Below are 25,444 nucleotides of genomic sequence, written 5' to 3'. Positions count from 1 at the left end.
GCACCCTCGTGACTGCAACCCCCGCCCGGATCACCGCGGTCGACACCTATGACGTCCGGTTCCCCACCTCGCGGGAGCTGGACGGGTCGGACGCCATGAACCCGGACCCCGACTACTCCGCCGCCTACGTCGTGCTGCGCACCGACGCCGGCGACAGCCTTGAAGGCCACGGCTTCACGTTCACCATCGGCCGCGGCAACGACGTCCAGGTCGCCGCCATCGGCGCCCTGCGGCCGCACCTCGTGGGCCGCTCGGTCGAGGAGCTGTGCGCGGACCCAGGCTCCGTCAACCGCGACCTGATCGGCGACAGCCAGCTGCGCTGGCTCGGCCCCGAGAAGGGCGTGATGCACATGGCCATCGGCGCCGTCGTCAACGCCGTCTGGGACCTGACCGCCAAGCGCGCCGGGCAGCCCCTGTGGCGACTGCTCGCGCACGCCGACCCCGAGTGGCTGGTCTCCCAGGTCGACTTCCGCTACATCGCAGACGCCCTGACCCCGGAGGAGGCCGTGGGGCTGCTGCGCGAGGGCCGTGCGGGGCTCGCCGAACGCGAGGCCACCCTGCTGGAGCGCGGCTACCCCGGCTACACCACCTCCCCGGGCTGGCTCGGCTACTCCGACGAGAAGCTCACCCGGCTGGCCAAGCAGGCCGTCGCCGACGGCTTCACCCAGATCAAGCTGAAGGTCGGCGCCGACCTCGACGACGACGTCCGCCGGATGCGCACCGCCCGCGCCGCCGTCGGCGACGGGATCCGCATCGCCATCGACGCCAACCAGCGCTGGAACATCGACGAGGCGATCCAGTGGACCCGGGCCCTCGCCGACTTCGACCCGTACTGGATCGAGGAGCCCACCAGCCCCGACGACATCCTCGGCCACGCCGCCGTCCGCCGGGGCGTCGCCCCGGTCAAGGTCGCCACCGGCGAACACGTGCAGAACCGCATCGTCTTCAAGCAGCTCCTCCAGGCCGGCGCCCTCGACGTCCTCCAGATCGACGCCGCCCGCGTCGGCGGAGTCAACGAGAACCTCGCGATCCTGCTGCTCGCCGCGAAGTTCGGGGTGCCCGTCTGCCCGCACGCCGGCGGCGTCGGCCTGTGCGAACTGGTCCAGCACCTGTCGATGTTCGACTACCTGGCGCTGTCCGGCAGCACCGACGACCGGGTCATCGAGTACGTCGACCACCTCCACGAGCACTTCACCGACCCCGTGGTGATGCGCGAGGGCCACTACGTCGCCCCCCTGACCCCCGGTTTCTCCGCGACCATGCATCCCGGGTCGCTCGCCGAATACCGTTACCCGGACGGCGCGTTCTGGGTCGCCGACCTCGCTGGACGGGAGGAAGTCGCATGACCGGGAAGACAGGTGAGCTGACGGGTCTCCGCGCGATCGTCACCGGGGGCGCGTCCGGGATCGGGCTGGCCACCGCCCGGCTGCTGGCCGCACGGGGCGCCTCGGTGGCCGCCCTCGACCTCGACCCGGCCGGGGCCTCGGCGCCCCTGCTCGGCCTCAAGGCCGATGTCACCGACGACGCCTCCGTACGGGAGGGCGTCGCGGAGGCCGCCCGACGGCTCGGCGGCCTCGACATCCTCGTCAACAACGCCGGCATCGGCGCGCAGGGCACCGTCGAGGACAACCCCGACGAGCAGTGGCAGCGGGTCCTCGACGTCAACGTCCTCGGCATGGTCCGCACCAGCCGTGCGGCCCTGCCCCACCTGCGCGAGTCCTCCCACGCGAGCATCGTCAACACCTGCTCCATCGCCGCCACCGCCGGCCTGCCGCAGCGCGCCCTGTACTCCGCCAGCAAGGGCGCCGTTCTCTCCCTGACCCTCGCCATGGCCGCCGACCACGTCCGCGAGGGCATCCGGGTCAACTGCGTCAACCCCGGCACCGCCGACACCCCGTGGGTCGGCCGGCTCCTCGACGCCGCCGACGACCCGGAGGCCGAGCGCGCCGCCCTCAACGCCCGCCAGCCCATGGGGCGCCTGGTCACCGCCGACGAGGTCGCCGCCGCCATCGTCTACCTCGCGAGCCCCGCCGCGGCGTCCGTCACCGGCACCGCCCTCGCCGTCGACGGCGGTATGCAGGGCCTGCGGCTCCGCCCGGCGGGCTCATGAGGACCAGGACCCTCGGCCGCACCGAGGTCCGCGTCACCGAACTCGCCTACGGCGCCGCCGGCATCGGCAACCTCTTCCGCCCGGTGACCGACGAGGAGGCGGCCGCCGCGATCGACGCGGCCTGGGACGCCGGGATCCGCACCTTCGACACCGCGCCCCACTACGGCCTCGGCCTCTCCGAACGCCGCCTCGGCGCCGCGCTCCGGGACCGCCCCCGGGAGTCGTACACGGTCTCCACCAAGGTCGGCCGACTGCTGGTGGAGAACGGGACCACCGAGGGCGACGACCTCGCCGACGGCTTCGCCGTCCCCGCGACCCACCGCCGCGTCTGGGACTTCACCGCCGACGGCGTCCTGCGCTCCCTGGAGGCCAGCCTGGCACGGCTCGGCCTGGACCGCGTGGACGTGGTCCTCCTCCACGACCCCGACGACCACGTCGAGCAGGCCCTGCGCGAGGCCTACCCGGCGCTGGAACGGCTGCGCGCCGAAGGCGTCGTGGGCGCCATCGGCGTCGGCATGAACCAGTGCGCCGCACCGACCCGCTTCCTGCGCGAGACCGACATCGACGTGGTGCTGCTCGCAGGCCGTTACACCCTCCTCGAACAGGAGGGCCTGGAGGACCTGCTGCCCGAGGCCACCGCCCGGGGACGCAGTGTGCTGATCGGCGGCGCCTTCAACTCCGGTCTGCTGATCGACCCGAAGCCGGGCGCCACGTACGACTACGCCCCCGCGCCGGGGCCCGTGCTCGACCGCGCCCTGCGCCTGAGGACCGTCACCGAACGCCATGGTGTACCGCTGCGCGCGGCGGCCCTGGCGTTCCCCTCCGCCCACCCGGCGGTGGCGGCCGTGCTGACGGGCGCCCGCTCGGCCGCCGAGGTACGAGACACGGTCGACCTGCTGAGCCGCCCGATCCCGGCCGCCCTCTGGGACGACCTGCGCGCCGAGGGGCTGCTGAGCCCGAACATCCCCGTCCCGCAGCCGAAGGAGCCGTCGTGAGGGTCGCCCTGCACACCAAGGTCCGCGCCGACCGGGTAGAGGAGTACGAGGCCGCCCACCGCGAGGTCCCCGGGGAACTGACCGCCGCCATCCGCGCCGCCGGGGTGAGCGAGTGGACGATCTGGCGCAGCGGCACCGACCTCTTCCACCTGCTGGAGGTCGAGGACTACCCGGCGATGATCGCCGAACTGGAGAAACTGCCGGTCAACATCGCCTGGCAGGCCCGGATGGCCGAACTCCTCGACGTCGTCCACGACTACTCGGCCGAGGGCTCCGACGCCGGACTGCCCGTGGTGTGGCACCTGTGACCGGCACAGACGACACCGACGCCTGGAAGGTCGACGCCCACCACCACGTCTGGGACCTCTCCGTCCGCGACCAGGACTGGATCACCGGTCCCGAACTCGCCCCGCTGCGCCGCGACTTCACCCTCAGTGAGCTGGAGTCCGCCGCAGGCGCCGCCCGTGTCACCGCCTCGGTCCTGGTCCAGACGATCACCGTGCCCGAGGAGACCCCCGAGTTCCTGGCCCTCGCCGCCGGCAGCGACATGGTCGCCGGTGTCGTCGGCTGGACCGACCTCACCTCTCCCGCCGTCGCCGACACCCTGGCCGAACTGCGCGAAGCCCCGGGCGGGCAGTACCTGGTGGGCATCCGCCACCAGGTACAGGGCGAACCCGACCCCCGCTGGCTGACCCGCCCCGACGTGCTGCGGGGCCTCGCCGCGGTCGCCGACGCGGGGCTCGTCTACGACCTGCTGGTCCAGCCCCACCAGCTGCCGGCCGCCGTGGAGGCGGCGGCCCGCCTCCCCGAACTCACCTTCGTCCTCGACCACGCCGGCAAGCCGCCCATCGCCTCCGGTGAACTGGAGCCGTGGGCGGGGGAGATCCGGCGGCTGGCGGCCCTGCCGAACACCGTGTGCAAGCTCTCCGGCCTGGTCACGGAGGCCGACTGGCACTCCTGGCGGGTCGCGGACCTCGTCCCGTACGCCGACACCGTGCTCGACGCCTTCGGCCCCGGGCGGCTGATGTACGGCTCCGACTGGCCGGTCTGCCGACTCGCCTCCGACTACGCCGAAGTCCTGGACGTGGCGCACGCGTTGACGTCCGGACTCGGCGAGGCCGAACACCGGGAGGTCTTCGCGGGCACCGCCGTCCGGGTCTACGGTCTGCGGATCTGAGGCTGCGGCAGGCACGACGCCGGACCGGCGTCCGCCCCCGCCATGGCCGCCAGCTCGTCCGGTGTGCGCGGTCCGGTCTCCTCCTCGGCCAACAGCCCCTGTCCACGCAGGAGTCGAGCGACGGCGACCCCCCAGGGAAGCCGAAGCCCCGCCTGGTGGAGGAGATCCGTGCGGGCGAGCATCTCGGCCACCGGGCCGGTGCGCGCGCCGGACGGGGTGAGCAGCGCCGCGTCGTCGGCCCAGCGCAGCGCGAGGTCGACGTCGTGGGTGGCCATCACGACGGTGGTGCCGGACCGGCGCAACTCGTCCAGGGTGGCGAGGAGGCGCTCCTGCCCGTCGGGGTCGAGCCCGGCGGTCGGCTCGTCGAGGATCAGGACCCGGGGCCGCATCGCGATGGCCCCGGCGATGGCGGTCCGCTTGCGCTGGCCGTAGGAGAGCAGATGGGTGGGCCGGTCGGCGAGGGCGGTGATGCCGAGCGCGCCGAGCGCCTCGTCGACCCGGGCCCGTACCTGCGCGTCGGACAGCCCGAGGTTCAGCGGGCCGAACGACACGTCCTGCGCGACGGACGCCGCGAAGAGCTGGTCGTCCGGGTCCTGCACGACCAGCTGGACCGTCGTCCGCAGCCGGGTGAGACCCTTGCGGTCGTACGTCACCGGCCGCCCCTCGACCGCCAACTCGCCCGTACGCGGCCGCAGTCCGCCGCTGAGCAGTCGCATCAGCGTGGTCTTTCCGCTGCCGTTGCGGCCGAGCAGGGCGAGCGCGCGTCCCTCGCGCACGTCGAAGTCGAGGTCGCTGAGCACGGTCGGTCCGTCCTCGTACGCGAAGGAGGCGCCCCGCAGGGCGACGAGCACGGGCTCGCTCATGTCAGCGGCCTTTCCAGGACGAGGGTGAGGGCGGCCACGGCCGCGAGGAGCACCACACTGGCCGCGGTGAAGCGCACGGAGACCCGGGCCTCGGGCACCAGGACGCGCAGGGTGCCGTCGTATCCGCGTCCGGCGAGCCCGGTCTGCAGCCGTGCCGCCCGGTCGAAGGCCCGGACGAACGCGGTGGCGCCGAGCCCGGCGAGGGAACGCCAGCTGGCCGCCCGGGTGGTGTGCCCCAGCCGGGCCGCCTGCGCCTCCCGGATCCGGCGCACGGAGTCCAGGAGCAGAAAGCTCATCCGGTAGGTGACCAGGGCCACGTCCACGACCGGCGCGGGCACCCCGGCCCGCACCAGCCGGGGCAGCAGGTCCGACATGGGGGTGGTGAAGGCGAACAGGAGGACGCCGAGGGAGGCGGCCGAGGTGCGCAGCAACAACTCCCCGGCGCGGACCGGTCCGCCGTCGGCGGGGGTGAGGAACCCGTCCGGACCGCCCACCTGGACGAGCAGCGGCAGCGCGCCGGTCACACAGAAGCCCAACGGCACCCGGTAGGCCCGCCACAGCCGACGGCCGGGCACGCCCGCGGGGCCCAGCAGCACCACGAGCGCGGTCAGCAGGACCAGGGCCGCGCCGGGCCAGGGCGGCAGGGAGATCGCGAGCACGGTGAGGCCGAGCCCGAGCACGGCCTTGTCCACGGGATGGCGGCGGCGCCAGCGACTGCTGTGCGCCGCCACGTCGATCGGCAGCACCTGGGTCAGCCCCGCCCGGCGGGGGGCTCCCCGGAGCGACCCGCCGAGCTGTCGTCGCCGGACGCCGTCGCCGTGGAGGCCGCGACCGCGTCCACCGGCGTCGCCGCGACCGCCGTGTCCACCGGCCGCGCCGGAGCCGTGTCGGCGGCCCCTGACGCGTCCAGCAGGGCTCGGGCCCGGGCCTCGCCCTGGCGCCGGCCCCGGTGGATGCCGAAGTAGTAGGCGAGGACCCCCGCGCCGAGGGCGGCCTGGAGGGCGAAGAGCGCCGACTCGATCTCACCGGACGGCGGTTCGTAGAGGGGGGAGAACCACGGCTCGTAGTCCGGCTCGATCTCCGTGATCGCCGTCTCCGCCTCGGCGTCGGCGCCCGTGAAGGGCTCCTCCTTGTGGTCGCCGAGGCCGAGGGCCAGCGGCAGGACGGCGAGCGCGGCGACGGCGAGCAGCAGCAGCGCGTTGATCTTCGTGTTCCGGTTCATCGGGCCACCGCCTCGGTCTCGTTCTCCGTCTCGGCCCCTACGCGGTTCCGCCGGTCGGTCAGGAGCACACCGAGCCGGGTCAGTTCGCCCTTGCTCGACTGCACCAGCAGACGCATCACCAGCACCGTGAGCAGACCCTCGCTGACCGCGAGCGGGATCTGGGTGACGGCGAAGATGGAGCCGAACTTGCCGAGCGCGCCCAGGAAACCACTGCTCGGGTCGGGGAACGCGAGCGCCAACTGCACGCTGGTGACGCAGTAGGTGACCAGGTCGGCGAAGAACGCGCCGAAGAACACCGTCACCATCAGCGGCACGTCGAAGCGTCGCAGCAGCCGGTAGACGCCGTACCCCGCCCAGGGACCGGCGATCGCCATCGAGAAGACGTTGGCGCCGAGCGTGGTCAGACCGCCGTGTGCGAGCAGCAGGGCCTGGAAGAGCAGGGTGATGGTGCCGAGAACCGCCATGATCGGCGGCCGGAACAGGATGGCACCGAGGCCGGTGCCGGTGGGGTGGGAGCAACTCCCGGTGACGGACGGGAGCTTCAGCGCGGACAGGACGAACGTGAAGGCCCCGGAGGCGCCGAGGAGCAGCGTGCTCTCGGGATGCTCCCTGACCTCACGGGTGAGTGCCCGGACTCCGTGGACGACGAACGGCGCGGACGCGACGCCCCAGGCGATCGCGTGCGCCGGAGGAAGGAAACCCTCGGCTATGTGCATGGCTCAGCAGACCCTCTCCAGCACCTCGTGGATGGTTGACGCGCCTTGGCCGGTCTCCTGGCTTACGGGTGACACCGCCCGTGCTCCGCCTTCCCGGGTCCGAAGACCCAGTGGCTGTCCGTGAGGACCGGAGCCGGACTTCCCGATCACAGTGGCGAGGGCCGCACCGGCATGACACCGGATTTCCCGTTCACCAAGGCGTGGTGACAGTAATGCCCGCATAAGGACGCTGACAAGCGGAGGCGAGGGGCGCGCGGGCGCCGTGCGACAGCTCACACCCCAGCGCACACTCCGGCGTACGCCCCACGTCACGCCGAGAGCCCCGACCTGACCGAAAGCAGACGGGAGCTTTACTGCGACATAGTTGCAGCTGCCATAACGGCGCACAACGCTGAGGGGGCCCGACCGCACGGACGAAGAGAAGGCCCACGCCCCATGACTCCTGGTACCGACACCGCCCCCTCGGCCACCGCCGGGACGGGCGGTTTCTCATGGCGGCGGATCCGCGCCTCGATGTCGCGCAAGGAGTGGGCGAGCCTGGGCGGGATGGCCGGATTCATCCTGGCGCTGCACCTCGTCGGCTGGTTCACCCTGGTGGTGATCGTCGCCCCCGAGCACTACAGCGTCGGGAGCAAGACCTTCGGAATCGGTATGGGGGTCACCGCCTACACCCTGGGCATGCGGCACGCCTTCGACGCCGACCACATCGCCGCCATCGACAACACCACCCGCAAACTGAGGGGGGAGGGGCAACGCCCGCTGTCGGTCGGTTTCTGGTTCTCCCTCGGCCACTCGTCGATCGTGCTCGTCCTCACGTTCCTCCTCACCCTCGGCGTCAAGGCGCTCGCCGGACCGGTCCGCGACGACGGCTCCGCGCTCCACGACGTGTCCGGCTGGATCGGCACCACCGTCTCCGGGACGTTCCTGTACGTGATCGGCGTCGTCAACCTGGTGATCATGGTGGGGATCTGGAAGGTGTTCCGCGAGATGCGCTCGGGCACCTTCGACGAGGCCGCGCTGGAGGAGCGGCTGAACAGCCGGGGCCTGATGAACCGGCTCCTCGGACGGTTGATGCGGTCCCTCACCAAGCCCTGGCAGATGTACCCCGTCGGCATGCTCTTCGGCCTCGGCTTCGACACGGCGACGGAGGTCGCGCTCCTGGTGCTCGCCGGCTCGGGCGCCGCCTCCGGGCTGCCCTGGTACGCGATCCTGTGCCTGCCCGTCCTGTTCGCCGCCGGGATGTCCCTCCTCGACACCGCGGACGGCACGTTCATGAACTTCGCCTACGGCTGGGCGTTCTCCCGGCCGGTCCGCAAGGTCTACTACAACCTCGTGATCACGGGTCTGTCCGTGGCCGTCGCCCTCGTCATCGGCACGGTCGAACTCCTCGGCCTGGTCGCCGAGAAGGCCCGTCTGCACGGCGCCTTCTGGGACGGCGTCTCCGGCCTCGACCTCAACACCGTCGGCTATGTCGTCGTCGGCCTCTTCTTCGCGACCTGGGCGGTCGCCCTGCTGGTCTGGCGATTCGCGCGGATCGAGGAGAAATGGACGGCACCCTAGGCGTGCAGCCCGTCCGCGAGGTGGCCGTGGCTGTGCCGCCAGCCGGTCGGGACGCGCCGGGCTCCCGCCAGATGGGGGTGACCGAAGGGGAGGTCGGCGTGCACATGGGCCGCGTGCGTGTCGGCCGTCGACCGCGCCGGCCACAGTCGTACGGCCAGCAGCGCCGCGCCGAGGGTGAGCGCACCCAGGGCGAGCACCGCCCAGTTCAGCCCGGCCGCCGCCCCCAGCCACCCGGCCAGCGGATACGTCAGCAGCCAGCAGCCGTGCGAGAGGGAGAACTGCGCGGCGAACGCGGCCGTCCGCGCACCGGGCTCCACCGAGCGGCGGACGAGCCGCCCGGCCGGAGTGAGCACCGCCGAGCACGCGGCCCCGAACGCGGCCCAGAGCACCAGCAGCCCGGGCAGCCGCCAACTTCCGCCCTGCGCGCCCGTGACGGCCCCGAGCCCGGCGAAGACGACGGCCAGCGACAGCGCGCCCGGCAGCATCACGGTCCGGTCCGGCACCTTGTCCAGCACCCGGGGCAGCACCAGCGCCACGGTCATCGATCCCGCCCCGTAGGCCCCGAGCGCCAGCGCCACGGCACCCGCCGACAGGCCCAGCACATCGCGGACGTAGACGACGGAGTTCACCGTCACCATCGCCCCGGCCGCCGCGACCGCGAGGTTCAGCGCGAGCAGAGCCCGCAGTTCGGGCACGCTCAGGAAGAGGCGCGTGCCGGCGGTGGCCCTGGCGTACGCGCCGCCCGTGCGCGGGGTGGTGACGGGCGCCCGCTCGGGCAGGACGGTCGAGACGACAAGCGCGGCCGAGGCGAGGAAACCGATGACCGTGCCGCCGAACAGGCCGTCATAGGTCGTCACGGACAACAGCGCGGCCGCGAGGACGGGGGAGAAGAGGCTCTCCAGGTCGTACGCGAGCCGGGACATCGACAGGGCCCGCGTGTAGTCGCGTTCCTCGGGCAGCACGTCGGGGATCACGGCCTGGAACGTGGGCGTGAACACGGCCGACGCGGACTGCAGCAGGAACACCAGGACGTAGACCTGCCACACCTCGCCGACGAACGGCAGCGACACGGCGATCCCCGCGCGCACCACGTCCGCCGTCACCATGAGGGCGCGGCGCGGCAGCCGGTCGGCGACCGCGCCGACGACCGGGGCGATCACCACGTACGCCACCATCTTGATCGCGAGCGCCGTGCCGAGGACGGACCCGGCGTCGGCGCCCGCGAGGTCGTACGCCAGCAGCCCGAGCGCGACGGTCGCGAGCCCGGTGCCCACCAGGGCGACCACTTGGGCGGCGAAGAGCCGCCGGTAGGCGCGATGACGCAGAACGTCGAGCATGTGCGGGGGCTCCCCTCGGCGTGGCGTCACGGTCCGCACCACCGAGTGTAGCCATCATGTGCGCACCTGCGCACATGATGGCCGGAAAGGTGTCCTCCCCGGGCGGAGCGCCTACGCTGGGGCGCATGCCTGAACGCCATGCCGTGTCATCTGCGTCCGGTGCGCATCTGCGCGCCCCCGACAGCGCGCGGCTCATCGAGGCGACCGGGGTGTTCGCGATGCTCTCCGACGTGACGCGGCTGCATCTGCTGTGGCTGCTCGCGCAGGGCGAGTCGGACGTCGGTTCACTGGCCGACCGCTGTGAGGCGTCCCGCACGGCCGTCAGCCAGCACCTGGCGAAGCTGCGGCTCGCCGGACTCGTGGACACTCGCCGCGAAGGGCGTCACATCCACTACAGCCTCGCCGACGGGCATCTCAAGCGCCTGGTCGTGGAGGCGCTCAGCCACGCCGACCACCGGGTCAGCGGCCAGGCACCGCACGACTGAGGGACGTCCCATGACCGCCGAGGATCCGCCGTCCCGCCTCCGGCACCGGGGCGGCCCGCCCGGGAGGGTGAGCGCGTGAGGCCGGACCGCCCCGCTGTCGGTCGGGTGAGCGCCGTGGTGGCCGTGCTGACCGCCGGGCTCGTGCTGTTCCCCCGTGCGATCCCCAACTCCGTGGGCCGGCTGGGCAGTCTGCTGGAGGCGTTCCTGCCCTGGCTCGGCCTGGTGGCCGTGGTCCTGCTCGCCGTGGGCCTGCTGCACCGCTCGGCCGTCGCGCTGCTGGCCCTCCTGCTGCCGGTGGCGGCCTGGACGTACACCTTCGGCGGGCTGCTGCTGCCCGGGGCGCGGCCCGGTCCGGGCGAACTGGTCGTGGTGCAGCACAACGTCAGCGACGAGAACGCCGACCCGGCGGGGACCGCCCGCGCCCTCGCCGACGCCGGTCCCGACCTCATCGCGCTGGAGGAACTGGTGCCCACGGCACTGCCGGTCTACGAGAGGACATTCGCCCCCGAGTACCCGCACCACGCGGTCCGGGGCACCGTCGGACTCTGGTCGCGGCACCCGCTCACCGGGACGCGCCCGCTGGACATCAAGCCCGAGGGGATCCAGGAGGACTGGAGACGGGGGCTCAGGACCTCGGTACGCACCCCGCACGGCGACATCGCGGTGTACGTCGCCCACCTGCCGTCCGTCCGCGTCGGGGCGGGCGGACTCGCGTCGCGGTGGCGTGACGAGAGCGCCGGCCTGCTGGGCCGGGCCGTCGCAGCCGAGCCGCGGGACCCGGTGATCCTGCTGGGCGACCTCAACGGCACGGTCGACGACCGCGGCCTCGCGCCGCTCACCACACGGATGAACGTGGCGGAGCGCGGGTTCGCCTTCAGCTACCCCGCCGCCTTCCCGCTCACCCGGATCGACCAGGTCATGGCCCGCTCGGCGACCGTCGTCGACATCCGCGCCCTGCCCGCCACCGGCAGCGACCACCTGCCGGTCGCCGCCCGGATCACCCTGGGCTGACCACCGGACCGATGGACTCCAGCGTCGGCACGACCTCCTCGATCGAGCCGTCCGCCGCGAACACCAGGCGGTCCAGGGTGGATTCACGGCGGACACCGTCACCGCGCGGGGTGCCGGGGCCCGGGATCGCGAACCGGTGGTAGCAGATGAACCAGTCGTCGGTCCCGGGGACGTTCACCACCGTGTGGTGGCCGGTGGCGAGGATCCCGTACTCCGGGCGCTTGCGCAGGATCACCCCCTTCTCGGTCCACGGGCCGAGCGGCGTGGGACCGGTGGCGTAGGCGACGCGGTAGTCCTCGCTGCGGGTGTCGTCCTCCGACCACATGAAGTAGTAGACGCCCCGCCGCTTGACGACGAAGGCGCCCTCGCGGAAGTTCGCCGGGGTGAACCGCCGCACCCGCGCCGGGTCGAACGACACCATGTCCGCGTCGAGCGGGACGCCGTACGCCTCGGTGTTGCCCCAGTAGAGATACGTGGTGCCGTCGTCGTCCCGGAAGACGGCCGGGTCGATCATCTGGCCCGCGTAGTCGTCGCGCGCGATGAGCGGCCGGCCCAGGGCGTCCCGGAAGGGGCCGGTCGGGCTGTCGGCGACGGCAACACCGATCTGCTGGTCGGCGCAGAAGTAGAAGTAGTACGACCCGTCGCGTTCCCCGGCGGCCGGCGCCCAGGCGTGGCAGTCCGCCCAGCTCACGTCCGACTCCAGGTCGAGGACGACGCCGTGGTTCTCCCAGGTGACCAGGTCGTCGGAGGAGAACACCTCGAACCGGCTGCCGCCCCAGCCCTCGAAGCCGTCCGTGGTCGGATAGACGTAGTAACGGCCGTGGAACTCCTGGATGTTGGGGTCGGCGTACAGGCCCGGCAGCAACGGGCTGCGCATCGCCACCGCCTCCACCGTCCAGGTGCGGGCGGTCCCGTCGGCCGCTGTGACGGTGTAGCTCCGCGGGGTGCGGAAATCGCGCGGGGTGCCCGAAGCGGGCTCGATCCGGGAGTCCGCCGACAGATCGAACTCCGGGGCGAGGGAGCCGAGTTCGGTGTCCGGGTGCACAGGCAGGACGACCCGCGACGCGGCGTCGTCGACGAGCGCGTACGCCTTCAGGCCCTCCGGTAGGCGTGCGTCGACGACGGACGCCGGCGGCGCGAACCCGGCGAGGAGCCGCTCGTACTCGGCCCGCGTCACCGGCAGCACCGAGCCGTGCCGCGCGCCGGGCGGCAGCGCGAACTCCGCACACGGCGTCCACTCCCCGGAGTCCAGGTCGGTGGTCTCGAAGGGCACATAGCCGCGCCCGCTGAACTCGTCGACGAACAGGTACCACCGGCGGTCGTCCGCGTTCGACCGGAAGACGATCGGCCCCTCGCCCTGCTCGACGACCCCGAGACCGATCCGGTCGGCCACGAACTCGTACGCGGTGTCGCGCAGTTCCTTCGACTTCTCCACCGTGATGAATTTGCCGCCGGGTGCGGCGGGGGAGTTGCCGCGCTCGTCCTTGGTGAAGCGGTAGTAGGTGCCGTCGTGCCGGACGACGGTCGAGTCGATGACCGAGTGGCCGGGGTCGTTCCACACGCGGGGCTCGCTGAAGACGCGGAAGTCGCGGGTGGTCGCGTAGAGCATCCTGTGGTGGGTGTCGGCGGTGTGGTCCGGGTCGTCCTCCGCGTACAGTTTCGACGCCCAGAAGACGACGAACGCGCCGAGCTCCGGGTCGTAACAGGCCTCCGGCGCCCAGACGTTGCCGGCCGTGCCGGGGGCGACGCGCACCAGTCGGCGGTCGGTCCAGCGCACCAGATCGGTGCTCTCCCAGACCATGAGCGAGGTGGATCCGGTGCGCTGCACCCGCTCCCAGTCGCCGTCCGGCTCACCGTGCATCCTGAGGTCGGTGGCGATCAGATAGAACCGGTCGCCCTCGGGGGCGCGCACGAGGAACGGATCGCGCAGTCCGCCCGTCCCGAGGTCCGAGGTGAGCACCGGCGCGCCGCCGTTCAGCTCACGCCAGCGCAGCGGGTCGTCGCCCCGGCTGAGCGCGAAACGGATCCGCTCACCGTCCGGGCTGCCCTCGCCGGTGAAGTAGACGAAGACGTATCCGGCGTATTCCTGCAAGCCGACCTCCAGCGCTGCGACCTTTTGGCACTTCCTGTGGGAAAGCCCGTCGAAGAGTGTTGCTATCTGTGTCGAGCGGCGTCAATCGGCACAGGGGCCCGGGGCGGCAGCGAAAGTTTCGGCGAGGGTGGCCGCGCGTGCGGTCAGCCCTCCAGCCTGCGCAGTCGTTCCGCGTCGCAGGTGCGCGGGCAGGTGGAGCAGGCCTCGTTGGGGCGGATCGTGTAGTAGAGGCAGCAGCCCAGACGGGTGCGGGTCGGGTGCTCGCGGCCGTTGCTCGTGCGGAGGGACCGGAAGTCGGCGCCGCCGGGGAAGGGCGCGTGGGCGGTGGGCAGGACCGCGGAAGCGGCCCGGACGCCGGCGGCCTCGTCGCCACGCATCCGTCCGAGGTACCAGAGGCCGGAGACCAGATCGTCGGAGACCAGTCCCCACAGCGCGCGCGAGCCCCGGCGGACGTACGGTCCGAGCGCCTCCAGCACCGGACCCATGTGGTCCGCCACAGCGGTCCGCAACTCGGCGCGCAGCGCCTCCTGGTGGGCGACGGTCCGGGCGCCGGGCAGCAGCGCGGCCGGGTCGCCCGGGAGGCAGACGAGCTCGGTGCCGGGGGTGACCTCGAACGTGCCCGACGTGAGGTCGACCCGTATGTCGCCGGGGGCGATCCGGGGCACGCGACGCTCCAGGTACCAGACGCCGCTCATCAGCAGCCCCACCGACCACGCGTAGTCGTGCAGGGCGCGGGAGGCGGCGACATGTCGGGGCGCGGTGTGGTCGTGACGTTCCCGGATGCGGGCTGCCTCCGCCTCCACGAAGGCCTCGACGTCCTCCTGGCCGCCGGTCAGGCCGACGGTACGGGCGGGCGATCGGCCGGGCCCGCCGATCCGTACGGACAGTGCCTCGCACATCGCGTCGAGACGGCGGTAGGCCGCGGAGAGGAGCACCGGGACGGTCGTGGCGGTGTCGGCCTGGGCGGTCTCCAGGTGGGCCACGGTCATGGGTAACTCCAGAGCGTGAAGGGGTTTTGGCGAGATGGGGAGGTAAGCCTTACCTTAGCTGCAAGATCGCGTGTCGATGACCATGTGGGTGTGAAGTAGTCGTGCACGCCGTTGACCAGTGAAGTCACTTGCGAGTTGATCAAGGGCGTTGTGGATCACAGCGAGTCCCACAGCTTTTGAAAGTTAAAAAATGCCTCACCTGAGCTCACGTGTCGTGACTGCGTCCGAACGCGCCGCGCCGACCGGCGCGCCCCCGCGTGCCCCCGCGTGCCCTGGTGGTGACGGGACTTCAGCCGCCGTGCACGGTCATCGGCCTCGCGGTCGGTGCCGCCCTCGGCGTCGAGGGCGCCGTGCCCAGGGCGTCGCCCGCGATCCGCTCGCCTCGCCGACCACCCTGGGCATCAACCCACCCCCCACCCGCTAGCGGAAGCCGTGCACCACCCCATGCGCCTGTACCTGCTCGCCCTCAACCCCACCGACTCCGTCACCGAGGGCTTCCTTCCCGCCGCCGTCCGGCTGGGCCTCGACGTCACCCTCCTCACCGACCAGCCCGACGCGCACCGCGCGGCCTACCCGGAGCACCCCGGGATCGAGGTCCTCGGCTGCGACGTACGGGACCACCGCGCCGTCATCACCCGGATCTCCACCCACCACAGGCCCGACGCGATCTTCACCAACAGCGACCACCTCCAGACCCAGGCCGCCCTGGCCGCCCACTACTTCGACCTCCCCGGCAAGGACTGGCGGGCCGCGCTGCGCGCCAAGGACAAGGGCGAGATGCGCCGCCACCTCGCCGCGTCCGGCGTCGACACCGTATGGTCCGCCGAGATCACCGCCCCCGCCGACCTCACCGGCCCCCTCGTCGCCGACGCGCCCTACCCCTGTGTCGTCAAGCCCCGCGAGGGCGTCGCCAGCGAGGACGTCGTGCTCGTCGACACCCCCGAGGACCTCGGGGCGCGCGCCGAGGAGATCCTGGCCCGTCGGCCGGGCGCCACCCTGGTCGTCGAGGAGTACCTGCCAGGCGAGCTCCACACCCTGGAGACCCTCGGCGACGGCCGTGTCCGGCATGTGCTCGGCGGCTTCCGCACCGAGCTGTCCCCGCCGCCGTACTTCATCGAGGAGCGGCTCACCTTCGTCCCGGCCCACCCCGAACCGGTCGTCGCGCAGGTGCTCGCCCAACTCGACGCGCTGGGCGTCGGGTTCGGCGCCTGCCACACCGAGTTCGTCGTCCACGAGGGCCGGGCCCGCATCATCGAGGTCAACTACCGCGCCATCGGCGACCAGTGCGACCTGCTGCTCGCCCAGCTCCTCGACGTCCCGCTGTTCGAGCACATCCTCCGCACCCACCTCGGCGAGCCGCTCCCCGCCGACCTGGGCATCCGGCGCGACGGCGCGGCCCGCCTGGAGTACCCCTGCGCCGACCGGGCCGGCACCCTCGTCGCCGCTCCCGCCGCGACCGACGTCACCGTCGACGGGGTGCGACTGACCTACCGCCCGTTGCGCGCACCCGGCGAACACCACGAGCTGTACCGGACCAACCGCGACTACCTCGGCGTCCTCCGCGCCACCGGCACCGGCCAACGGCAGGTGGACCGGGCCGTGGCGGACTTCCTCGCCGACCGGCGCTGGGAGATCCAGCCGTGACCGCCGTGGCCCCGGAGGGCACCCCCGAGACCGCCGTGACCCCGGCCGGTTCCGCAGCCACAGCAGCCGACACCACCGAAGCCGAGCTGCTCACCCGCGTGCTCGGCGCCCTCCTCCGTGAGGACGTCGTGGGCCTGCGCACCCGCAGCACGCTCGTCGAGCACCCCGACGGCCCCTGGCTGCGCCTGCCCACCCCCGACGGCGCCGACGCCCTCCTCCTCCCGGTCACCGAGGACGGCTTCCAGCACGCCTTCACCGCCCGTCTGCCCCTGATCGTCCGCGAGGCGGACGGCACCCGTCTCTCCACCTGCGACACCGTCCTCGCCGCCCTGCGCACCCTCGCGGACCCCGTCGACCACGACGGCTTCGACGCGTTCGCCGAGGAGTGCCGCCAGACCCTCGCGACGATGCGGCTGCACGAGGCGACGGCGGAGGAGATCGCCGAGGGGCTCACCGACCTGTACGGCGCCGACCTCGCCGACTGGACGGGGCTGCGCGGCGGCCTGGCGTACGAGACACTCGCGGCGCGCCTCGACCACCCGGTCTACCCGACCGCACGCGGCCGCTCCGGCCTCGACGAGGCGCAACTGCGGGACTACGCACCCGAGTTCCACCCGACGTTCGCACTCCAGTGGCTCGCCCTGCCCAGGGAGGCCGTCACCGTCACCGGGGACCTCCCGGATGGCTGGCCCACCCCCTCGGGGCTCGGGCTCGCGGACCTCGACCACACCCATGTCGCCCTGCCCGTCCACCCGTTGACCGTGGGCCCGCCCCTGGACACGGCACTGCGCGAGGTGGGGCTCGCGGGCCATGCCGTCCTCGCCGACCGGACGTACCTCCCGGTCGTGCCCACCCTGTCGATGCGTACGGTCGCCCCCGCCGCCGCTCCCTCCCTGCACCTCAAACTGCCCCTGGCCACCGCCACCCTGGGCCTGCGCAACAAGCGGTCCATCAAGCCGGGGACCCTCGTCGACGGTGCCGCCGGACAGCGGCTGCTCGCGGAGGTGATCGACCGTGAGCCGCGCTTCCGGGGCCGGGTGCTGCACGCCGACGAGACGGTGTACGCGCACGCCGGACACGAACTCCTCGCCGTCCTGTGCCGCCGCTACCCGACGGACCTCGACGACTGCGCCGTCGTCCCCATGGCCGCCCTCCTCGCCGAGGCCCCCGGGGGACGTCTGGTCGTCGACCATCTCGCCGACCGCTTCCACGGCGGTGACCCGATCGCCCTGCTCGACGCCGTGCTCACCCTGCTGTTCGACTGGCAGACCACGCTCTTCGGCTACGGCATCGCCCTGGAATCGCATCAGCAGAACGTCTCCCTGGTGTTCGGACCCGGCCCCGGCGAGCTGCGGCTGCTGCTGAAGGACAACGACGGGCCCCGCGTGAACCCCGCCCGCCTGGCCGCCAAGCTGGGTGGGGACGGGGGAAGCCGGGGCTTCGACGACGCCCGTACCTTCACCACCGGCGACCGGGCGGTCGCCGACCTCTTCACCACCATCACCGTCCATCTGTGCGCCGGTGCCTACGCGTTCGGCCTGGCCCGCCACGGCCGTGCCCCGCTGGGCCGGCTGCTGCGTCTCGTCCGGGACCGCCTCACCGAGGCCGTCGACCGGCTCGGCGGGGACGCTGCGGACGTCCTGCGCGCGAGGGTGCTGAACGCGCCCGAGCTGCCGGTGAAGGCGATGGTGACCGCCGGAACCCTGCTCAGCAAGGCCCGGTCGGGCGCCGCCGACATCAACAAGCACTACACCACCGGGCCCAACTACCTTCTGGGGGAGGGTGGTTCGCCATGACCGCCGAGGCGCTCGCGGTGTCGCGCCCCGCGTTCGGCCGCCGACAGGTGCACGCCGTGGCCGCCTGCTACTCCGTTGCGGCGTTCGCCGCGCTGGGGCTGCCGCCGTACTTCACCGGGATACTGCCCGAACTGGGCGACGGCGCCGCCCGCTGGGCGGGGGTGCTGTACGTCGTGCCCACCGTGTTCAGCGCGCTCGCGGCACCCCTGTGGGGTCGGCTCGTCGACCGCTTCGGACGGAAACGGCTGCTGCTGCGGGCCCAGTTGGGCCCCTGGAGTTCTTCTCCAAGGCCGGCGCCGTCGCCGCCGGAGTGACCGCCGCCGTGGGCAGCGCCCGGTTCGGGCCCGCCGCCCCGGTGCTCATAGGCGGCGGCACAGCCGCCCTCACCGTCTTCGCGACCCTCCTTCCCCCACATCCGCGTACCCGCTGGAGCCACTGAATGCCCCCGCTCACCGACACGCTCGGTACCACCCTCCTGCCCACCGCCGACGACGCGGTGGCCCACACCCTCCTCAACTGCCTGCTGCGCGAGGTGTCCGGCCCCGAACACCAGACCGCCGTCATCGACGGCCACCTCCTGCTGAGTCTGCCCCGCCGGGGCCTCCTCCTCCGCGTCGCCCTGCGCCGCCGGTCCCTCCTGGGCGCCCACCGCTTCACCGGCCCCGTCCAGGAGCCGTCCGACACCGGCTGGACCGCACTCGACTGGCGCCGTCTCGCCGAGTACACCCACGACGAACTGTCCCTGCGCACCGGCGTCCGCAACGACGAGTTCCTGCACCAGATCGACTCCAGCCACCGCACCGTCGCCACCGCGCTCGCGGCCCGCGCGGCAGCCACAGGCCCGCACGGGAGCGCCCCCCACGGGCTGCCGGACTACCTCGCCTCCGAGCAGTCCCTGCTCTTCGGCCACCGCTTCCACCCCACCCCCAAGGCCCGCACGGGCGACGCGGAAGCCTGGCAGTCGTACGCCCCCGAGGCCGGCGCCACCTTCCCGCTGCGCAACCTCGCCGTACGCGAGCACCTGATCGCCGAGGAGACCGCCGAGGAGGGCGCCACGGCCGTGCTCGACCGGGAACGAGGTGACGTCCCCGAGGGCTATCGACTGCTGCCCGCCCACCCCTGGCAGTACGAGATGCTCCGCGAACACCGGCTGCTGCGGGAGGCGTTGGGCCGCGGCGACATCCTCGACCTGGGACCCGGCGGCCGGGAGTACGCGGCCACCGCCTCCGTCCGCACCCTCTTCGACGGCGACGCCTTCCTGAAGTTCAGCCTCAACGTCCGCATCACCAACTGCCTCCGCAAGAACGCCAGTTACGAACTCTCCGGCGCCGTCGCGCTCACGCGCCTGCTCGGCCCCGCCCTCACCGACCTCCAGACCCGCTTCCCCGGCAGCGCGATGCTCCGCGAACCCGCCTACCGCAGCCTCGCCGTCCCCGGCCCCGACGGCACCCCCGACCGGGCCCTCCTCGAAGGCTTCGGTGTCATCGTCCGCGAGGGCCTGTCCCGGCGGCTGCTGCCGGGCACGACCCCGCTGCTCGCGGCCGCCGTCGCCGACGAGTACCCGACCAGCGCCGCCCACGTCTCCCGCCTCCTCGACGGGGCCGGCCCGCGGACCGCCCTGCACTGGTGGCGGGCCTACCTGCGCCTGCTCGTCCCGCCCGTGCTCGCCGCCTACTTCGACCACGGCGTCGTCCTGGAACCCCACCTCCAGAACGTCCTGATCTGCGTCGACGGCGACGGGATGCCCGCCCAGGTCCTCTTCCGCGACCTGGAAGGCACCAAGCTCGTCCCCGACCACCACACCGACACCCTCGCCGCGCTCCCGCCCGAGGTCGCGGGCCCCCTGGCGTACGACGCCCGGCGCGGCTGGGACCGGGTCGTGTACTGCCTGCTCGTCAACCACGTCGCCGAACTGCTCGCCGCGCTCGCCGACCTGCACCCGGAGACCGAGGCCGACCTGTGGGCGGCGGTCCGGGCGACCGTCCGCGACTACGCCGACGACGAGGGCTGCCCGCCCCGCCTCGCCGCCCTCCTGGCGGGCGTCCCGCTCCCCGCCAAGACCAACCTCCTCACCCGCTGGGAACGCAAGGCCGACCGCGAGGCCGGTTACGTCCGCCTCCCCTCACCCCTCGCCGAGGACGTCCTGCCCTGGAGCCCACGGTGAACCACGAACCCCGGACGAGCCACCGACGCGTCATCAACCAGGAGTCCACGATGACCCTCCCCACCGCCGCCGTACACGACCGCGTCCTGACCCTGCGGCCCACCGAACTCCCCGCCTACATCTACGACTTGACAGCCCTGCGGGAGCATGCCGCGCACGTACGCGCCGCGCTCCCCGAGGGGGTCGAGCTGTACTACGCGGCCAAGGCCAACCCGGAGCCGGCGATCCTGGCGGCGCTCGGCCCGTACGTCGACGGCTACGAGGTCTCCTCCGGCGGCGAACTCGCCCACGTCGCCGAGGCGGTCCCGGGCCGCCCCCTGGCCTTCGGCGGGCCCGGCAAGACCCCCGACGAGATCCGGGCCGCCCTGGAGCGGGGAGTCCAACGCTTCCACATCGAGAGCGCCCACGACCTGCGTGTGCTCGCCGAGCTGACACGCCGGGCGGCGCCGGCCACCCGGGTCGGGGTGCTGCTCCGCTTCAACCTCGCGGTGACGGACGGCTCGCTGGCGGGCAGCTCCCTCGCGATGGGCGGACGGCCCACCCCGTTCGGCCTGGACCCCACCCAGGCACCGGACGTGCTCCGCCCCCTCACGGACGGCACCCACCCGCACCTCGAACTGCGCGGTGTACACGCCCACTTGGCCAGCGGACTCGACGCGCCCGAACAACTCTCCGTGGCCCGCTCGATCGTGGAGTGGGCCACGGGCCTGGGCGTACCGCTCTCCGAGGTGAACGTGGGCGGCGGCATGGCCGTCGACTACGCACACCCCGAGAGCCGCTTCGACTGGAAGACGTACGGCGCGGGGCTGGCCCAACTCGCCGACGAGCACCCGGAACTGACGCTGCGTATCGAACCCGGCCGCGCGCTCACCGCGTACTGCGGCTGGTACGCCACGGAGGTGCTGGACGTGAAGCACAGCCACGGCGAGGAGTTCGCCGTGGTCCGGGGCGGCACCCACCATCTGCGCACCCCGGCGACCAAAGGGCATGACCAGCCCTGCTCGGTGCTGCCGGTGGAGGAGTGGCCGTACCCCTGGCCGCGCCCGGCTGCCGAGGGGGATTACGTCAGCCTGACCGGACAGCTGTGCACTCCGAAGGACCTGCTCGCCCGGGACGCCCACGCCCCCGGGCTGCGCGCGGGGGACCGGGTGGCCTTCGCCCTCGCGGGCGCGTACGCCTGGAACATCTCGCACCACGACTTCCTGATGCACCCACGCCCCGGTTTCCACTTCCTGGACCCTTCGATGGGGGAGTGTGACCGTTGACAGTCGGACGGGTCGGGCGCAGACTCAACCCCAGAAAGTGAACTGAATTTCACTAGACGAACAACGTCGGGGCCCGGGGGGCGGGACGCGGCTCGTCCTCAACGACGAGGAGTACTCAATGCACACCACCGTCGGCATCATCGGCGGCGGCCCCGCGGGGCTGCTGCTGGCCCGCCTGCTGCACAACGCGGGAATCGACAGTGTGGTTCTGGAGCGCAAGGACCGCGCCTACGTCGAGCAGCGCCAGCGCGCCGGGATCCTGGAGCAGGCCACCGTCGACGTCCTGCGCTCCGCCGGGGCGGGCGCACGGCTGGACGCCGAGGGTATCCCGCACGAGGGCATCGAGCTGCGCTTCGACGGCCGCGCCCACCGCGTCGACTTCCCCGAGCTGACCGGCGGCCGCCGGGTCTGGGTCTACGCCCAGACCGAGGTCGTCAAGGACCTCATCGCCCTCCAGCTCACCGACGGCGGCCCCCTGCTGTTCGAGGCGGAGGTGCACGCGGTGGAGGGCGCCGACACCGACCGGCCCCTGATCCGGTACACCCATGAGGGCCGCGAACAGACGCTGACCTGCGACTACGTGGTCGGATGCGACGGCTTCCACGGTGTGGCCAGGGACGCGGTCCCGGACGGGGTGCGGACGACGTACGAGCGGACGTACCCCTATTCCTGGCTGGGCATTCTCGCCGACGCCCCGCCCGTCTACGAGGAGCTGATCTACGCCCACTCCGAGCGCGGCTTCGCGCTGGCGAGCATGCGGTCGCCGTCCGTGAGCCGTCTCTACCTCCAGGTCCCGAACGGCACCGACCCGGCCGACTGGTCCGACGAACGAATCTGGGACGAGCTGGACGCCCGGTTCGCGCTGACCGCCAACCCGGGCTGGCGGCTCAAGCGCGGGCCCGTCACCTCCAAGGCGGTCCTGCCGATGCGCAGCCATGTCACCGAGCCGATGCGTCACGGCCGGCTCTTCCTGGCCGGGGACGCCGCCCACATCGTGCCGCCCACCGGAGCCAAGGGCCTCAACCTGGCCGCCACCGACGTCATCGTGCTGGCCCGCGCCCTCGCCCGCCTCAAGGAGACCGGCTCGACCGACCTGCTCGACGCCTACTCCGACACCTGTCTGCGCCGGGTCTGGAGGGCCGAGCACTTCTCGTACTTCATGACCACGACCCTCCACGCCGACCCGGGACAGTCCCCGTTCGAGACCCGGCTCCAGCTCTCCCAGCTCGACCGCGTCGCCACCTCACGGCACGCGGCGGCCGAACTCGCCGAGAACTACACGGGCCTGCCGCTCGACGCCGGCCTCCGGTCGTCGTAGCCCCGGGGCCGCGCGCAGCTGTGGGCGCTCCCCCTGTGCGGCAGGGGGAGCGCCCGAAAAGCTGTCGGTGTCAGTGGGCGCCGAGGCCGCCGCTGCCGAAGCCGCCGCTGCTGTTCTTGCCCCAGCGCGGCCGCTTCTTGTCCGGGCTGGGCCGGGTCCCCTGGTTGCCGTGCACCTCGTACGGTGTCAGCCGGCGGTCGCTCTGGGGGATCTCGTCCGGTTCGCGGAGCAGTCGCTCCTCGTGAACAGGGCCTCCCTCGGGGATCCGGGGCTGCTCGTCGGGGCGCGGTCGGCGCGGCTCACGGGCGCGCACCCGGGCACCCAGCCAGAGCGCGCCGATCAGCATGGCCACCACCACGACGCCCGCCAGGAACGGCGCGATACCGCCCAGTACGCTGCGTTCTGCGGCTATATCAGTCCATTCCATGTTCATAAGGGATGAATACCCCCAATATGTCGAGTGAACCGGGCCCGTTTCGTACGAGTCGTACGAGCGGCCCGGGAGCGGACGGGTGCCCTGCCCCACCCGCCGGGAAACGGAATCCGGCGAAACGCGTGCGGGGCGGGCGTCGCACCCCGTGTTCGGTGGGAGCGTTGTCGTGTTTGGCGGGGGCGCCTCCGGCTACCCGCCCGTGGTGACCACGACGACGACATCCCACCAGGAACTCATCCGGTTCCTCGAGGACCGCTTCGCGTGTGCGCAGGCCTGCACCGAATGTGCGCGTGCGTGCGCGCTCAGGGCGAGCCTCGCCGATCCGGACGGCCCCGAGGGCCAGGAGAAGATGCGACGCAAGGGCATCATGTGCGCGGAGGTGTGCGACGCCACGTGCAGGATGCTCTCCGAGCAGACCAGCCTCGACGAGTCCGCCATCCGCCTCCAGGTGGAGTGGTGCCGCACCGTCGCCCTGGAATGCGCACGCGTCTTCGACGACACCCCCGGCGCCGAGGACGGCGCCAAGTCCTGCCGCGAGTGCGCCCAGGCATGCACGGACTTCCTCGCCATCCTCCGCTGAGCCGCTCCGCCGACCCCGCGTGCCGTGAAAGGGGAGCGCCCCCACCTGTTCCCAATTACTGAAACACGTTCTAGCGTGTGCGCCGTCAGGTCGGCCTTGGGGAGCCTGGAGGCGCCGTGCACCTCGAATACACGCCCGAGCAGCAGCGGCTGCGCACCGAACTGCGCGCCTACTTCGCCGAGTTGGTCCCGGACGGCGCGTACACCCGGCATACCGACCCGGCGGCCCAGAAGCGGTTCTACCGCGAGACCATCCGCCGCCTCGGCGCCGACGGCTGGCTGGGCGTCGGCTGGCCCGAGGAGTACGGCGGACGCGGCCTGACCGCCATCGAGCAGTTCATCTTCTTCGACGAGGCCGCCCAGGCCGGCGTCCCCCTGCCACTGATGGCGCTCAACACCGTCGGACCGACGATCATGCAGTACGGCACGGACGAACAGAAGTCCTACTTCCTGCCGCGCGTCCTCGCCGGCGAGATCGATTTCGCCATCGGCTACAGCGAGCCGGACGCCGGCACGGACCTGGCCTCCCTGAAGACCCGCGCGGTCCGGGACGGCGACGAGTACGTCGTCAACGGGCAGAAGATCTGGACCACCAACGGCGACACGGCCGACTGGGTCTGGCTGGCCACCCGCACCGACCCCGACGCCCCGCCCCACAAGGGCATCACCATGCTCCTCGTCCCGACCACCGAACCCGGCTACTCCTGCACCCTCATCAACACCCTCGCCTCCCACGACACCACCGCCAGCTACTACGAGAACATCCGCGTCCCCGTCTCCCGCCGCGTCGGCGAGGAGAACAGGGGCTGGCGGCTGATCACCAACCAGCTCAACCACGAACGCGTCACCCTCGCCGCCCACGGCACCATGGCCATCCGCTCCCTGCACAACGTCCAGCGCTGGGCCATGGAGACCAAACTCGCCGACGGCCGCCGCGTCATCGACGTGCCCTGGGTCCGCCGCCGCCTCGCCCGGACCCACACGAGGCTCGACGCCCTCAAACTCCTCAACTGGCGCATGGTCAGCGCCCTCCAGGAGGGCACCCTCACCCCCCAGGACGCCTCCGCCGTCAAGGTCTACGGCTCCGAGGCCCGCCGCGACGCCTACGCCTGGCTCATGGAGATCGTCGCCGCCGCGGGCGCCCTCAAGGAGGGCTCCACCGGCGCGGTCCTCCACGGCGAACTCGAACGCGGCTACCGCTCGGCCGTCATCTTCACCTTCGGCGGCGGCAACAACGAGATCCAACGCGAGATCATCTCGTGGATCGGCCTGGGAATGCCCCGGGTACGGCGGTAGCCCGATGTGACCACAGACGCTACTTGTCACATACCGGGGTTAGTTGGCACCAGGATTCTAAGAAGTTGAGATGACGGCTGGACCGGGACACGACATCTGACGCCTCGCGAGGAGGACTGCTAGGGCGAGTATTCGGTCGTGATCAAGCCCGCTGGGAGAGACGCGACGACATCCACGAAGCCTTCCTCGGCCTCGCCACCTGCCTCATCACCCACCGCCACGTCCAATGCCTTTGTTAGGACCTCTAAGAGCAATGCCGTTGCTTTTACCGTGGGAGTAGGCTGGTTGGCAGTGGGTCCCGGGGGTGGTTGGGGTGGCTGCGAGTGCGTCTGACTTATCGGGTCTTGGTCTTCTGACCTGGGTGTATCCGCCGGGGTTGGTGGACCGGGTGG

Annotated in this window: 23 protein-coding genes, 2 pseudogenes and 1 riboswitch; of the genes and pseudogenes, 17 read left to right on the top strand and 8 right to left on the bottom strand. The window is 72.3% G+C overall.

The annotated features are described in order from the left end of the window. The first annotated feature begins 8 nt into the window (after positions 1-8). Genes PUR53_RS18505 through PUR53_RS18485 form a run of 5 tightly spaced genes read left to right on the top strand, consistent with a single transcriptional unit; the run spans position 9 to position 4,282 of the window. Positions 9-1,346: an L-fuconate dehydratase gene (locus tag PUR53_RS18505; RefSeq protein ID WP_329901025.1), complete on the top strand. Its 1,338-nt coding sequence runs from the start codon at positions 9-11 to the stop codon at positions 1,344-1,346. Next, positions 1,343-2,110: an SDR family NAD(P)-dependent oxidoreductase gene (locus tag PUR53_RS18500; protein ID WP_329908950.1), complete on the top strand. Its 768-nt coding sequence runs from the start codon at positions 1,343-1,345 to the stop codon at positions 2,108-2,110. Before PUR53_RS18505 ends, PUR53_RS18500 begins: the two co-directional genes overlap by 4 nt. Beyond that, positions 2,107-3,105, top strand: coding sequence for an aldo/keto reductase (locus PUR53_RS18495; RefSeq protein WP_329908949.1), 999 nt, complete (start codon positions 2,107-2,109; stop codon positions 3,103-3,105). The genes PUR53_RS18500 and PUR53_RS18495 overlap by 4 nt, the downstream gene beginning before the upstream one ends. After that, complete coding sequence (locus PUR53_RS18490) at positions 3,102-3,413, top strand: L-rhamnose mutarotase (RefSeq protein ID WP_329901022.1); 312 nt, start codon at positions 3,102-3,104, stop codon at positions 3,411-3,413. The genes PUR53_RS18495 and PUR53_RS18490 overlap by 4 nt, the downstream gene beginning before the upstream one ends. Further along, entirely contained in the window at positions 3,410-4,282 is an 873-nt protein-coding gene (locus PUR53_RS18485; RefSeq protein WP_329901021.1) for an amidohydrolase family protein, read from the top strand. Before PUR53_RS18490 ends, PUR53_RS18485 begins: the two co-directional genes overlap by 4 nt. Here PUR53_RS18485 and PUR53_RS18480 read toward each other — a convergent pair. Genes PUR53_RS18480 through PUR53_RS18465 form a run of 4 tightly spaced genes read right to left on the bottom strand, consistent with a single transcriptional unit; the run spans position 4,264 to position 7,083 of the window. Continuing rightward, positions 4,264-5,145 (bottom strand): energy-coupling factor ABC transporter ATP-binding protein, encoded by an 882-nt coding sequence (locus PUR53_RS18480; protein WP_329901020.1) that lies wholly within the window; start codon positions 5,143-5,145, stop codon positions 4,264-4,266. The genes PUR53_RS18485 and PUR53_RS18480 overlap by 19 nt on opposite strands. Further along, a complete protein-coding gene (gene cbiQ, locus PUR53_RS18475; RefSeq protein ID WP_329901019.1) occupies positions 5,142-5,891 on the bottom strand; it encodes a cobalt ECF transporter T component CbiQ in 750 nt (249 codons plus the stop codon). Before cbiQ ends, PUR53_RS18480 begins: the two co-directional genes overlap by 4 nt. Before the next feature lie 5 nt (positions 5,892-5,896). Further along, positions 5,897-6,367 carry an energy-coupling factor ABC transporter substrate-binding protein gene (locus PUR53_RS18470; protein WP_329908947.1) on the bottom strand — a complete coding sequence of 157 codons (471 nt, stop codon included), beginning with the start codon at positions 6,365-6,367 and terminating at the stop codon, positions 5,897-5,899. Beyond that, positions 6,364-7,083, bottom strand: a complete 720-nt coding sequence (locus PUR53_RS18465; protein ID WP_329901017.1) for an energy-coupling factor ABC transporter permease — start codon at positions 7,081-7,083, stop codon at positions 6,364-6,366. Before PUR53_RS18465 ends, PUR53_RS18470 begins: the two co-directional genes overlap by 4 nt. A 30-nt stretch (positions 7,084-7,113) precedes the next feature. Then, positions 7,114-7,296: riboswitch (cobalamin riboswitch) on the bottom strand. A 222-nt stretch (positions 7,297-7,518) separates the two neighbouring features. On the opposite strand from PUR53_RS18465, the gene PUR53_RS18460 reads away from it, so the two are divergent. Then, positions 7,519-8,643 carry a HoxN/HupN/NixA family nickel/cobalt transporter gene (locus PUR53_RS18460; protein ID WP_329908945.1) on the top strand — a complete coding sequence of 375 codons (1,125 nt, stop codon included), beginning with the start codon at positions 7,519-7,521 and terminating at the stop codon, positions 8,641-8,643. On the opposite strand, the gene PUR53_RS18455 is transcribed toward PUR53_RS18460, so the two are convergent. Continuing rightward, positions 8,640-9,980 carry an MFS transporter gene (locus tag PUR53_RS18455; RefSeq protein WP_329908943.1) on the bottom strand — a complete coding sequence of 447 codons (1,341 nt, stop codon included), beginning with the start codon at positions 9,978-9,980 and terminating at the stop codon, positions 8,640-8,642. The genes PUR53_RS18460 and PUR53_RS18455 overlap by 4 nt on opposite strands. A 125-nt stretch (positions 9,981-10,105) precedes the next feature. Here PUR53_RS18455 and PUR53_RS18450 point away from each other — a divergent pair, with 125 nt between their 5' ends. Together PUR53_RS18450 and PUR53_RS18445 are read left to right on the top strand one after the other, a co-directional pair. Continuing rightward, entirely contained in the window at positions 10,106-10,465 is a 360-nt protein-coding gene (locus tag PUR53_RS18450; protein WP_329901014.1) for an ArsR/SmtB family transcription factor, read from the top strand. A gap of 75 nt (positions 10,466-10,540) precedes the next feature. Next, positions 10,541-11,476, top strand: a complete 936-nt coding sequence (locus PUR53_RS18445; protein WP_443080322.1) for an endonuclease/exonuclease/phosphatase family protein — start codon at positions 10,541-10,543, stop codon at positions 11,474-11,476. Here PUR53_RS18445 and PUR53_RS18440 read toward each other — a convergent pair. Both PUR53_RS18440 and PUR53_RS18435 read right to left on the bottom strand, forming a co-directional pair. Beyond that, complete coding sequence (locus tag PUR53_RS18440) at positions 11,463-13,568, bottom strand: family 43 glycosylhydrolase (protein WP_329908941.1); 2,106 nt, start codon at positions 13,566-13,568, stop codon at positions 11,463-11,465. The two genes, PUR53_RS18445 and PUR53_RS18440, sit on opposite strands and share 14 nt — an antisense overlap. A 143-nt stretch (positions 13,569-13,711) precedes the next feature. Then, a complete protein-coding gene (locus PUR53_RS18435) occupies positions 13,712-14,557 on the bottom strand; it encodes a (2Fe-2S)-binding protein (RefSeq protein ID WP_329908939.1) in 846 nt (281 codons plus the stop codon). Between the two features lie 444 nt (positions 14,558-15,001). Between PUR53_RS18435 and PUR53_RS18430 the strand changes: the two genes are divergently transcribed. The 6 genes and pseudogenes from PUR53_RS18430 to PUR53_RS18405 all read left to right on the top strand — a co-directional run bounded on the left by PUR53_RS18430 (position 15,002) and on the right by PUR53_RS18405 (position 22,744). Beyond that, positions 15,002-16,201, top strand: a complete 1,200-nt coding sequence (locus tag PUR53_RS18430) for an ATP-grasp domain-containing protein (protein WP_329908938.1) — start codon at positions 15,002-15,004, stop codon at positions 16,199-16,201. Between the two features lie 5 nt (positions 16,202-16,206). Continuing rightward, complete coding sequence (locus tag PUR53_RS18425) at positions 16,207-17,997, top strand: IucA/IucC family protein (RefSeq protein ID WP_443080323.1); 1,791 nt, start codon at positions 16,207-16,209, stop codon at positions 17,995-17,997. Beyond that, positions 17,994-18,266, top strand: a pseudogene (locus PUR53_RS18420) (MFS transporter); the annotation flags it as partial. The gene PUR53_RS18425 and the pseudogene PUR53_RS18420, both read left to right, overlap by 4 nt. Before the next feature lie 170 nt (positions 18,267-18,436). Next, positions 18,437-20,161: an IucA/IucC family protein gene (locus tag PUR53_RS18415; RefSeq protein WP_329908937.1), complete on the top strand. Its 1,725-nt coding sequence runs from the start codon at positions 18,437-18,439 to the stop codon at positions 20,159-20,161. A 50-nt stretch (positions 20,162-20,211) separates the two neighbouring features. Further along, a complete protein-coding gene (locus PUR53_RS18410) occupies positions 20,212-21,426 on the top strand; it encodes a type III PLP-dependent enzyme (RefSeq protein WP_329908967.1) in 1,215 nt (404 codons plus the stop codon). A 118-nt stretch (positions 21,427-21,544) separates the two neighbouring features. Further along, on the top strand, positions 21,545-22,744 hold the full coding sequence (locus tag PUR53_RS18405; protein WP_329908936.1) for a 4-hydroxybenzoate 3-monooxygenase: 1,200 nt from the start codon (positions 21,545-21,547) through the stop codon (positions 22,742-22,744). A 70-nt stretch (positions 22,745-22,814) separates the two neighbouring features. Here PUR53_RS18405 and PUR53_RS18400 read toward each other — a convergent pair whose 3' ends face one another. Continuing rightward, positions 22,815-23,177 (bottom strand): DUF6479 family protein, encoded by a 363-nt coding sequence (locus PUR53_RS18400; protein ID WP_045555694.1) that lies wholly within the window; start codon positions 23,175-23,177, stop codon positions 22,815-22,817. Positions 23,178-23,379: 202 nt separating this feature from the next. On the opposite strand from PUR53_RS18400, the gene PUR53_RS18395 reads away from it, so the two are divergent. From PUR53_RS18395 to PUR53_RS18385, 3 genes and pseudogenes are all read left to right on the top strand, one after another. Next, complete coding sequence (locus PUR53_RS18395; protein ID WP_329908934.1) at positions 23,380-23,757, top strand: ferredoxin; 378 nt, start codon at positions 23,380-23,382, stop codon at positions 23,755-23,757. 116 nt (positions 23,758-23,873) lie between these two features. Further along, positions 23,874-25,052, top strand: coding sequence for an acyl-CoA dehydrogenase family protein (locus PUR53_RS18390; RefSeq protein ID WP_329908933.1), 1,179 nt, complete (start codon positions 23,874-23,876; stop codon positions 25,050-25,052). 131 nt (positions 25,053-25,183) lie between these two features. Continuing rightward, positions 25,184-25,291 (top strand): annotated as a pseudogene (locus PUR53_RS18385) (IS5/IS1182 family transposase); the annotation flags it as partial. Between the last annotated feature and the right edge of the window lie 153 nt (positions 25,292-25,444).

It is taken from the genome of Streptomyces sp. SP18BB07, from assembly GCF_036322545.1.
Lineage (GTDB): Bacteria > Actinomycetota > Actinomycetes > Streptomycetales > Streptomycetaceae > Streptomyces > Streptomyces deccanensis.
This window is presented reverse-complemented; position numbering and strand designations above follow the sequence as displayed.